This window comes from Emticicia sp. (assembly GCF_049241225.1).
GTDB lineage: Bacteria > Bacteroidota > Bacteroidia > Cytophagales > Spirosomataceae > Emticicia.
Window position 1 is genome coordinate 3,050 of record NZ_JBMLRC010000217.1, and the last position, 12,894, is coordinate 15,943.

Annotated in this window: 4 protein-coding genes; 1 reads left to right on the top strand and 3 read right to left on the bottom strand. The window is 39.9% G+C overall.

What is annotated here, in order from left to right:
* Positions 1-11 precede the first annotated feature (11 nt).
* The 3 genes from ACOVO2_RS12250 to ACOVO2_RS12260 all read right to left on the bottom strand — a co-directional run bounded on the left by ACOVO2_RS12250 (position 12) and on the right by ACOVO2_RS12260 (position 4,516).
* Positions 12-767, bottom strand: a complete 756-nt coding sequence (locus ACOVO2_RS12250) for a LytR/AlgR family response regulator transcription factor (RefSeq protein WP_421770253.1) — start codon at positions 765-767, stop codon at positions 12-14.
* Positions 764-1,750, bottom strand: coding sequence for a sensor histidine kinase (locus ACOVO2_RS12255; protein WP_421770254.1), 987 nt, complete (start codon positions 1,748-1,750; stop codon positions 764-766). Before ACOVO2_RS12255 ends, ACOVO2_RS12250 begins: the two co-directional genes overlap by 4 nt.
* Before the next feature lie 162 nt (positions 1,751-1,912).
* Entirely contained in the window at positions 1,913-4,516 is a 2,604-nt protein-coding gene (locus ACOVO2_RS12260) for a carbohydrate-binding domain-containing protein (RefSeq protein ID WP_421770255.1), read from the bottom strand.
* A gap of 475 nt (positions 4,517-4,991) precedes the next feature.
* Here ACOVO2_RS12260 and ACOVO2_RS12265 point away from each other — a divergent pair.
* A partial coding sequence (locus ACOVO2_RS12265; RefSeq protein WP_421770256.1) for a PKD-like domain-containing protein occupies positions 4,992-12,894 on the top strand: 7,903 nt, incomplete at its 3' end.

Here is a 12,894-nt window from a genome sequence, read left to right on the forward strand (position 1 = left end):
GAACCGCCATTTTAGCCATTTTCGAACCAGCGTTTAAACGAAGTCACTTTTTCTTTACTTACAATTACTTCAAACGATGCCCTTGGATTGGTTTTTACTAAAGCACGGCTGTTGGCGTAAGATTCTATTTCAGCAATACTGATTCGAGATAAAATATACTGTCGATTGGCTCTGATAAACTCTTGGGGGTCGAGTTGGGTTTCGAGGTCTTCGAGTTTGAAATCGAGCAGGTGTTTTCGGCCATCAAAAAGTTGACCAAATACAAGTCCGTTTTCGATGAAGAAAAAAGCAAATTCGCTGGATTTTATGGGTAAAAGCTTGTCTCGGAAACGCACCAAAAAACTTTTTCGATAACTCTTTTGGGAGAAAACCTGCTGTTTGATAAGCTCATTGAGGGTTTCTTGTTTGACGAGTTGCTGATTATTAAATTTTTCAATCGCAAAACTCAGCGAATCAATATCAAGAGGTTTCAGAATATAATCAACGCTGTTGAGTTTGAAGGCACGAATGGCGTATTCATCAAAAGCAGTAATAAATATGATAGGAGCATTGATTTTTACTTGTTCATAAATTTCAAACGAAATGCCATCTGCCAACTGAATATCCGAAAATATCAAATCGGGACTTCCGTTGGCCGAAAACCAACTGATTGCTTCCTGCACACTTTCAAGGATTACCATAATTTCATACTCCGTATTGATTTGATTCAGCAAAAACTTTAGTTGATTGGCCGCTGCTATTTCGTCTTCTATGATTACAATTTTCATTCTGGTATTAATGGTAAAACTACTTTAAACTCTTGCTCGTTTTGCTCAATTTCTACCTCCCGACCTGCCAAAATCTTGAAGCGTTCGTTGAGGTTTACTAAGCCAATACCCGTACCTTCAGAATTTGGTTTTGGCTTATGTGTATTCCTGACTATCAATACATTATCTCGCAATTCAATCCAAACACTCAGCGGAGAAGCCGTTGAAATGACATTATGCTTAATGGCATTTTCGATTAATAATTGTAGTGACAGCGGCGGAATCTTGAACTGCATATTTTCGATGGTTTTGATAATCTGCAAATTATTACCAAATCTTATTTGCAACAAAAAAATGTAGCTATCTACCAAGGCCAATTCTTCTTTCAATGGTACTAACGATTGCTCTTGCATACTCAACGAATACCGCAATACTTGCGAAAGTTTCTGCAAATAACGTTGACTTTTTTCTTTGTCTTCGTTGATGAGCCAGCTGAGTGTATTGAGCGAATTGAACAAAAAATGAGGATTCAGTTGATTTTTGAGCGAAGTAAGCTGAACCAATAAGTTTTCGGTTTTGAGTTGTTCGTTTTCGAGAAGAATTTCGTTTTTGAGGTCGGTTTCTATCAAGAATTTGCTGAAATAATAGGCAAGTCCAGCAATTGAAACGCCCCTAATGATTACCGACGGAATCATTTTTACAGAAAGGCCAATGACCAAAATATTGAGTGTGGAAAGTACCGTCACGTATGCCACCAAAAGCAGCAAAATCTCGAAGCTATGACGTATTTTAGGAGTATTCGCTTTAGAATTTCGATAGACTAATTGAATAAAAAAGACGGCGTAAATCAAAGAAACAAAAATCTGAATGACGATATCTAACTGGGCAATATGCGACTTCTGTAAACGGGGTAATTGCAGAAAAATAATAGGAAAATTGACAAACAATGCCAAGAAAAATGATACTCCCCAAACAAACTGCGTAGTCGAAAAATTTTTATTCATTTTGATAAAAAATATCTCAAATGTATGAATTTAATCAGCCTATTTCATAAAACTTTGAGTGAACAGGAAAAATTGGGACTTGAAAACACCAAAAAAATTCCAAACAAAAAACCGACACGAGAAAAACTTGCGTCGGTTTTTTGTTTAACCTTAAAAATTTTCTTAGAATGTCAAGGCATTGACCGTTGCCGACGCCGAGGTAGTTGGCGAAGATTTTAGCGTTGCTCCAGTATTTGAGTAAGTTCCGCCGGTGTACAATCCCCAGCCCGACGAATTTCCGACAAAACTTCCACCAGTATAAGCACCGCCAAAATAGATTTTATATGCCGTATTTTTTGCCAAACTTGGATTCGAGAAATGGAAAATACTCGTTGCAATTCTCGGCTTAAATGTGACCAAATCTTTGCCAGCCGCATCTTCGATATGTATAATTGATGTTGCTGGTAGTGAAGCACTTGACTTGATAAACATTCCAACTTGCGTTGAAGCCGCTCCGATAGATTTTGTCATATTTGAATTAGGACCACCCGCTATCAAAGTTCCGCCACTCACAATAAAATTACCATTTATGTCTATTCCTTCATTACCACTTACAATGGTTGTGCCACCTTTAATATACAAATTTCCGTTACTATCTATACCATCCGAACCTCCCACAATCAACACTCCACCGTTTACTGTTAAGCTACTGTTGTCATTGGCCTCTGTCCCACCAGTAACCGTTCCATAAGAAGTATTCAATCCATCATTTGAAGCGAGTAGATTACTTACACCACCATTAATTGTAATAATGATTGACTCCATTCCTTCGTAAGATTTGGTTACGTTGATAGTTCCATCATTGACCGTTATTGATGCTCCCGATTTTAGTCCATCATCAGTGGCTGAAATAGTGAGTTCGCCATTATTCATCACAAAAGCACCATCGCTTTTGAAGCCTTTGGCTTCGCTGGTCATTGTACTGCTATACGTATATTTTGCTCCCGATGCCGTAATATTGGTCGTACCGCCACTCACAGTTGCCGTTCCATCAATATTGATTCCTTTTGCACCAATGCCTGTACTTGTTATTGTCAAGCTTCCACCTCTAATTGCTAAGTTTTTGTCGCAGTTAATACCCGCAGGTGCGGCAATGTCTTTATCTTCGGTATCATAATATGCCGCTCCAGATGTTGTAATTTTTATAGTTCCAGCGGTCAGCGTGAAATCTCCACCAGTTTTTATACCTTTCGAGCCTTTACCCGAAACTGTGAGGGTAATGGCATCCGCCGTGCCGATTGTCATATAACTTTCGCTCTTGATAGCATTGCCTTTATCTCCCGTTGTTGTAACGCTTATTTTGCCACCTTTTATCAAGACATAAGGTGTAATTGTGGCGTCTGTTCCTTCGTAGGGAGCAACAATTCCATCATCAACACTATTGACGGTAATTGTTCCGCCATTGATTGCCACGTAACCTTCTTCGGCAACTATACCATCGCTTGATGAAGTAATATTCACCGTTCCGTTATCCATCTGGAAATAATCATTGGCATGAATACCATCACTTACTGCCGATTTCACCACAATATTGGCTTCGCTGATAGCAATATAATCATCAGCCACGATGGCGTGTTTATTAAGCCCCGTTACGTTTAGAGTTCCGGTTCCCATAAAACTTAGTTGTCCTTCGCTAAAAAACGTACCTTTTTGGTCTTCTTTGCTGGTGGCGTAAGTTGCACCATCAGTCAGATTGTTGGTTGTGCCAGCTAAGATATTAATCGTACCTTTTTTGCTCGATTGAATATTGATGGCTGGTCCTGCCGAATTGGTAAGGCTAACTCCTTTCATCGTAATGTTAAATCGGTATTCGCTATAAATTTTGAAGCTACCTTTAGTGGCCGTTCCCGATAATAAATAAACAATTTCTTTGGTAGTATTGGTCGAGGTGACGGTTACATCTGCCCCACTAACTGCCACAGCCACACCCGAACTCGCATACGGATTATTGATTGAAGCACTCGTACCTGAGTAAGCAATCACAACCGTATCTTTGGCAGCCGTTGCAGTACCAGAAGTTCCTGCGGCAATGGCGAGCGTAACCGTACAACTTTGTCCGCCCAAACTTAAATTAAATATAGCCGTACCCGATGAGGTTGGTGTCCCCGAAATTGTATAAGTCAAATTTCCTGCTCCGTTGGCCAATTTGCCTGCGGCCACTGTTGCTGTCAGGCCAGTTACACCCGTAGAAGAGGCCGTTGAAACATCATAAGTACCGCCGTTTCCACCAGTATAAGCCATTGTTACGGTGCCATTATAGGCTGTTCCGTTTGTACCGATAGCTGGTGCAACCGTACAAATCAAGGTTGAAATACTGGCTTTTGAAACCGCTACTGGTAAAGAAAGCGTGCAGTTTTGTCCGCCTAAGTCTATCGAAAAATTGGCAGTGCCTGATGTAGTTGGTGTACCAGTTATTACAAAGTTGGCGGTTCCAGCACCAGTGGCTAAAACTCCTGCCGATAATGTAGCTGTCAGGCCTGTTACACCCGATGATGCAACGGCTGTGCCTGCGGCATATTCCACGCCATTGCCACCGGTGTAAGGCACGGTGGCCGTGCCTGTATATGATGCACCACTTGTAGCAGTAGCCGAAAATGTTGCACTCGAACAAGTTAATGCGGTAATTGTAGCGGTTTTAACGGTTGTTATTTCATCGGTCTTACACGCTTGAAAAACTAAAATAAACGTTAGCATAATGCCAACTACAGAAAAGCTTCTTCTAATCATGGTGTCAGTTTTTTAAAGGGAATTTTAGTGCAGTATCTGTATGTGAATGTCCTGCTAATAATAAAAAAGACGAGAGAAGTAGAAAAAAGGTGGTATGGGGAATAAAAAAAATTAAAACTATCAACCTCAGAACGGGTTATAACATATATTTTCACAATTGAAAGTGCACATCAATCATCAATTTGATTGTTTTTTAAAATAATGACAAGTTAAGAAGTAAAATTGTATTAAAATGGAATAATATTTGTAGTTTTCTGCCCATATTATGTTACCTATTACATTTTTATAATTCTAATGATAAAAAATCGCCAACTTAAAAAAGTACTTACTAAAAAACTTTACCTGACCTCTTCATTTATTTCTTTACAAGATATATTAAACCTAAAATATAAATTTTATCAGTAAGTTTTTTTGAAAGAATCTTTCTAAAAAAAACCTATTAAAGTGAGAAAAAACTAAAATTTTCAATAATTTTATGATTAAAGATAAACTATTATTTATAGCTAAAATATGTAGTTCATTATGTGTGTGGTTCGTGACAAATCCAACAATTGCAAAGACTAACACATTAAACTCTTCAATAGTAATTAACTGGATTAAGAGTGAGAGTAATTTCATAAAGCCCGATTCAATAATTATTGCTCCAGAAATAGCTGCTGGAACTACCAAAATTTGTATTGGTAATAGTGTTGAATTGAAGGTTAAAAACTCTATTGATGGTGAAATTATTTGGAAAACAAGCTCAAATGAGATTGTTGGTACTGGCAATACGCTGAAAGTTTCTCCAAAAAAAAGCACAACCTACTACGCAGTTTTTAAAGCAGGCAATAAAGAAAGTGAAGCTTCAAATAGAATTACGATAAGTGTAAGCACACCTAGTTTTACTGGCTTGCCTTCGTTACCTGCCGATTATAAATTAACCTCCGATGAACCTTTTTATTTGGGCACAAAAGAAAGTCCAAAAGTTGGAGTGCAGTTACAATGGAAGCACGAAAAAGAGCCAGGTGGCATCACACTCATTAAACCCACTTCAATTCCCATAAATTATTATCTCAGATACGAAGAACCAAATACAGGGTGTGTAAGTGACTGGAAATCTGTATCTGTAAGCCTTGCAACTAATATCAGCAAAGAACAAAATCAGCCAACAAAAAACCTAAAAGTTTTGGCAAATATTCCAGCCGCATCTTGTACAGCTTTATCGACATCAAGCGATGCCCAGTTGTGCAGTGGCACTTCATTTCCTGCATTAGTTAATAATACTACCAATGGAGGAACGGGGTCAACCCGATGGGGATGTCTTTCGACCAGACCAAATCAATCATGGTTTTATTTTATTCCTCTGACAAGCGGCTCGGTTTCATTTACTGTAACAAATACAGCTAATGTTGATGTTGACGGTGCAATCTGGGGGCCAGTAAATACTGTTAATGATGCATGTATTGCTACGCAAAGTACACCGCTAACGTGTGACTACACAAGTTCTGCAAATATTGCACTTTCTATTCCCTCCGTAACAGCAGGTAGAGTTTATGTACTCGTTATTACAAATTATTCAAACCGTGCAACTACCATAAATTTCCCAACCAACTCAGGTACGGCCTCCATTGGTTGTTGTACGCTGACTGGTGCAACAGCAAATACAACTTCAATTACATGTAATGGTGGCACTTCAACTGCTACGGTAGGTTTCACAGGTACCCCTACAGGTGCTGCGACTTATAGCCGAGATGGCAGTAATTTTCAATCAAGTAATATTTTTTCAGGTTTAACAGCTGGCACATATACTTTCTACGTAAGAGATAATGTTTGTACAAAATTTACGACTGTTACAATTAGTCAACCCACCGCTATAACTTTCGGAACACCGACCATTACAAACATTACATGTAGCGGAGGAAATAACGGAAGAATAGTAATTGCTGCAACTGGCGGAACTGGAGCAATCTCATATAGTATTTCTCCAAATATAGGAACACAAAGTCCATCTGGGACTTTTAATAACTTAACTGTTGGAACTTATTCAATTACTGCAACAGATGCTAATGGATGTACACGTAATACAAATGTTTCGGTAACAGAAACAAACATTACTCCAAACCCACCAACAAGTGTTGCTTCGAGCCCATCAACGATTTGCTCAGGACAAAGCTCAACTTTGTCGGCAAACTGTAGTTCTGGCACCCCAACTTGGTACACTGATGCTGCACTAACGGCCACTACTTCAAGCACTGTCAGTCCGACCTCAACCACAACTTACTATGTCTCGTGCGTGGGCGGTGGTGGCTGTAAAAGTACTTCGGGCAGTGTAACCGTAAATGTAAACCCTACCCCATCAGCTCCAACGAGTATATCGGCAAGCCCAAGTACTATATGTTCAGGACAAAGCTCAACCTTGGCAGCTACATGCAGCATTGGTACTACTACCTGGTATAGTGATGCTGCACTAACAAATGTAATTTCAAATACTGTTAGCCCTTCAAGTACAAGCACATATTATGTTGCCTGCGTAAGTGCTGCGGGATGTAAAAGTACTCCGGGAAACGTTACAGTCAATGTCAACCCTACACCAACAGCTCCAACGGCTGTTTCAGCCAGCCCATCTACTATTTGTTCAGGTCAAAGTTCTACTTTATCAGCAAATTGTAGCAGTGGAACAACCACATGGTATAGCGATGCAGCATTGACAAATGTAATTCCAAGTTCGGTTAGTCCAAATACCACAACAACCTATTATGTTGCCTGTCTTAGTAATACAGGTTGTAGAAGTAATTCGGGAAATATTTCTGTCACGGTAAATCCTACTCCATCGGCCCCAACAGGTATCTCGGCTAGTCCAAGCACAATTTGTTCGGGTCAAAGTACTACATTAACAGCAACTTGTACTGGTAGCACCACAACTTGGTATAGTGATGCAGCATTGACCAATGTTATTTCGAATAGTGTAAGTCCGAGTATAACTACAACTTATTTTGTAGCTTGTGTGAGTGGTGCTGGGTGTAAGAGTACATCAGGTAACATTTCAGTTACAGTTAATCCTACTCCATCGGCACCAACATCAATTGCAGCCACACCGAGTACAATTTGCTTAGGCCAAAGTTCGTCTCTAACTGCAACATGTAGCAGTGGAACAGCCACCTGGTATAGTGATATAAATCTTACAACTTCAGTAAGTTCACCGGTAAGTCCAACAAGTACAACAACCTACTATGTAGCTTGTGTTAGTACTGCTGGCTGTAAAAGTACTTCAGGAAATATAACCGTAACTGTAAATCCTACCCCATCTGCACCAACTGGAGCTTCGGCGAGTCCTGCAACCATTTGCGTTGGGCAAAGTTCAAATTTATCAGCGACTTGCAGCAGTGGAACCGTAACTTGGTACACAAACTCTGCCCTAACCACCTCGGTTAGCACTCCAGTGAGTCCGACAATAACAACTACATACTTTGTGGCGTGTGTGAGTACCAGCGGCTGTAAAAGTAACGCGTTAAATGTTACTGTAAATGTAAATCCTACCCCATCTGCACCAACAGGTATTTCAGCAAGTCCGACTACGATTTGTTCAGGACAAAGCTCTACTTTATCAGCAAGTTGCAGCACTGGTATTGCAACTTGGTACTCTGATGCAGGATTAACAACAACTGTCTCAAATCCAGTAAGGCCTTCTACTACCACAACCTACTATGTATCATGTGTAAGTCCGGCGGGATGTAAGAGTACAGCAGGTAGTATAGTAGTAAATGTTAACCAAACTCCACCGGCATTATCGAGTAGCACAACCGAATATTGTCAAGGAAATACGGCAAGTCAATTAAGTGTCATGGGAGCACCGGGAGCCACCGTACTTTGGTACAGTGCAGCCACAGGTGGCGTTGGCTCCACAACTGCCCCTACCCCCTCAACCAGCACGGTAGGTATTACGAATTATTATGTTTCGCAGACTCAAAATGGGTGCGAAACAGAGAGAGCAACCATTGCCGTAGTAATAAACCCAAATCCATCTTTAACTCTTACAGCCAGCACAGTTATATGTGCAGGCTCTACCGCAACGATTATTGCCAGCACAGCAGGAGGAACACCAAACTATGAATATTCAAAAGATGGGACAAATTTCCAATCAGGAAACATTTTTACTGGGATTGCCGCCGGAACTTATACGATTACAGTAAAAGACAGCAAAGGATGTATTAATTCACAGCCAATAACTATAACACAAAATGACCCATTAGCTCTTACGACAGAATCAAGCAATGATTGCACGGTTGGTAATAATGCAATCATAACTATTTCTGGAACTGGAGGAAAAGCTCCTTTAACTTACAACATAAATGGTGGTAGTTATGGTAGTACTACTACTTTTGCAAATTTGGCAGCTGGCAATTACACTGTTGGTGTTAAAGATGACAATGGATGTGTTTTAGAAAAAACACTGAATGTAAATACAGTTCCTGACCTTACAATATCGATTGAAAACCAAAACAATTGTATTGTAGGAAATACAGGAAATGTTACGGTAAGTGCTACGGGAGGATTGGAACCTTATCAGTTCAGAATTGATGGCGGTAGTTTGGGAGGGAATACGTTTAATGGGCTATCAGCAGGGGTGCATACCGCTGAGGTTGTAGATGCTCGTGGTTGTACTAAAACAATAAACATTGAAATTATCGAGAAGCCAAATGCACCAACAGTAGTTTCTCCAACGATTTGTGTCGGACAGAGTGTTACCCTATCGGGTGCGTGTCTGACAGGGGTAAATTTATGGTACACCGATGCATCTTTAACAACCTTATTACCATCTACCACAGTAAGCCCAAGCTCTACTACTAATTATTACGCTACCTGTGAAATAGTTGCAAGAAATTGCAAAAGTACCGTTTCGATTGCCACGGTAACTGTAAATCCGATTCCTACCGTAAATTCGATATTGAATAAAATTCTTTGTAACGGCACAAATACTACAGCAATATCTTTTACAGGCAGTGTTAGTGGAACAATATTTAATTGGACAAATAGTAATCCTGCTATCGGTTTGGCTGCTAGTGGAACAGGAAATATTGCAGCATTTACAGCGATTAACTTGACTAATTCTCCTATTTCTGGGACCATTACAGTTACTCCGAGCTACACCAACAATGGTGTAACTTGCACGGGTACGGCCCAAACTTTTACGATTACTGTAAATCCAACGCCAAATGTTAACCCATTTACTAATCAAGCACTATGTAATGGATCTCAGACAACTACAATAGTAATGTCTGGAACTGTAACTGGAACTGTTTATGACTGGACTAATACAAATACAAACATCGGCTTAGCTGCCAGTGGTACAGGAAATATTGCAGCATTTACCGCCACAAATTCAACCAACTTACCAATTTCTGGCACAATTACGGTAACGCCATCTTTTACAAACGGGGTTTTGACCTGTACCGGAACACCACAAAACTTTACTATTTCAGTCAATCCAACTCCAACAGTCAATTCAGTTGCGAGTCAAACACTTTGTAGTGGCTCAACCACCACCGCAATCAATCTGAGTGGTGCAGTCAGTGGAACGGTTTACAACTGGACAAACAGTAATACAGCAATTGGTCTGGCGGCGAGTGGTTCGGGAAATATTGCGGCATTTACGGCCAATAATACAGGAAATACCCCTATTACGGCTAATATTGTGGTCACACCATCATATTCAAATAATGGAATAACGTGTGTTGGAGCATCACAAAACTTCAGCATCACCGTGAACCCTATTCCTGTAGTTAATTCAATAACAGACCAAACCTTATGTAATGGTTCACAAACTTCAGCCGTAGTTTTTACAGGAACAGTCAGTGGAACAATTTACAACTGGATAAATACGAATACAGGCATAGGATTGGCCGCGAGTGGGTCAGGAAATATTGGAGCATTTACGGCAACAAACAATGGTACATCGCCTATATTTAGCACAATCACTGTAACACCTTCTTATACAAATAATGGCATTACCTGTACAGGCTTACCGCAAAGTTTTGATATAACAGTCAACCCAACACCAGCAGTTAATCCTATTAATAACCAAACTCTTTGTAATGGTTCTGCGACTAATACAGTGAGTTTTACAGGAGCAGTCAGTGGAACAATCTATAATTGGACAAATACAAATACAAGCATAGGTTTAGCGGCAAGCGGTTCAGGAAACATTCCATCTTTCGCCACCACTAACTCAGGAACTTCTCCTATTTCAGGAATGGTAACAGTAACTCCCACATTTACCAATAATGGAGTTTCTTGTTCGGGAACTCCGGGTAATTTTACCATTACAGTAAATCCGATACCGACTGCAAATCCGATTTCTAACCAAATATTATGTAATAATTCCCAAACAACGGCTGTAAGTTTCTCGGGAGCAGTAAGTGGTACAGTTTATAATTGGACAAATACAAATACAAGCATAGGTTTAGCGGCAAGTGGTTCGGGGAATATCGCAGCATTCACTGCTATAAATACGAGTAGTACCCCAATTTCGAGTACAATCACTGTAACACCCACCTATACAAATAATGGAGTTACTTGTACTGGTTCAACTCAAAATTTCACTATCACGGTCAATCCTACTCCTACAATAAACTCAATAACAAATCAGAGTTTATGTAATGGAGCTATTTCAACGCCTGTAAATTTTACGGGTGCAGTAAGTGGCACAATTTATAATTGGACAAATTCGAATACCGGAATTGGCTTAGCTGGAACAGGAACTGGCAATATTGATGCTTTTACTGTTACAAACACAGGGAGTACATCAATTTCGGGTGTCATCAGCGTTACTCCATCTTATACCAATGAAGGTGTAACATGTATTGGCACTGCACAAAATTTTACAATTACAGCCAATCCAATCCCTCAAGCTGTAGTCACACCAGGCCTAGTCAATATTTGTAGTGGAGATAATGTAAATATTGCCATAACTGATGGTAAATCAGTGAATGGTACAACTTCGTATTCGTGGACCAGAGATAACACGAGCAACCTTACAGGCCTAAATAGCGGAAGTACCAGTTCAATAAGTGGTGTCTTAAACAATGTTACTTCTCAAACACAAATTACAGCCTTTTTCGCCACGGTTACCTCTCAATTTGGATGTAGTGATATGGCAATAGCTAAAGTTTCCGTCACACCTCCTCTTTCGGTCTCAATTTCGGGAAATACATATTTTTGTGGAACGGGTGTTCTCAACCGAAGTACGACATTAACTGCCTCACCAGTGGGCGGTACGGGTTCGTATGAATATCAGTGGAATTTAAATGGGAATCCTATAACAGGGGCAACGAATTCAACGTATAATGCTTCAACTGGTGGCGATTATTCAGTTACAGTGGTTTCGGAGTTTTGTACAAAAATATCAAACACTATCACTGTAAATCCTGCATATTCGCTTACTGGGATACCAACAGTAAATCCATCTTCTGCTACGTTTTGCGGAAGTGGCTCCGCAACATTTACAGCAAGTAGTAGTGTATCTTTAGGTACTTTCAATTGGTACAGTTCAGCAAATTCAGTAAGTTCATTATCTCCTACATCTGGAACAAGAAATGAAACATATAGCACTCCTACACTATCATCATCTCAAACTTATTATGTAGCAAGAGCCTTTGTTGTAGTAGGGTCTAATCCTTTAATAACTTGCGAAACTGACAGAACATCAGTCAATGTGACCGTAAATCAAATACCAACAACGCCAATTGCAATTGGAACCACGGTGATATGCTCTGGAGTAAGTACAAATTTAAGTATTTCGAACTCATGTGCTGGTACATTAACATGGAGAAACTCATCGAATATTGTGGTTGGTACTGGAAGCCCATTAAATATCACACCGAGTACAACTACAAGTTATACAGCCATCTGTACTGAAAGTGGTTGTGTAAGTGCTCCATCAAATATCGTCACAGTTACAGTATCGAATATTACTGCCACTGCCACACCATCGAACCTAACTTGTAACGCAAACAATTCTGGTAGCATTTCGCTTACAGCAAACGGAGGAACATCACCTTACCAATATTCAATAAATGGTACAAACTTCCAAAGTAACAATGTGTTTTCAACACTTACAGCTGGAAATTATACGCTGACAATAAGAGATGCTACTGGATGTACAACTACTGTAACTACATCTATTACACAACCCGCGATTCTGACGCTTACACCTACTTCGAACAATTTAACTTGTAATGCAAACAATTCTGGTAGTATTTCGCTTACGGCAAACGGGGGAACCACGCCTTACCAATATTCAATAAATGGCACAAATTTCCAGAGTAGCAATGCATTTAACTCTTTAGCTGCCGGTACGTACACCGTGACGGTCAATGATGCCAATCTCTGTGCGGCTACTG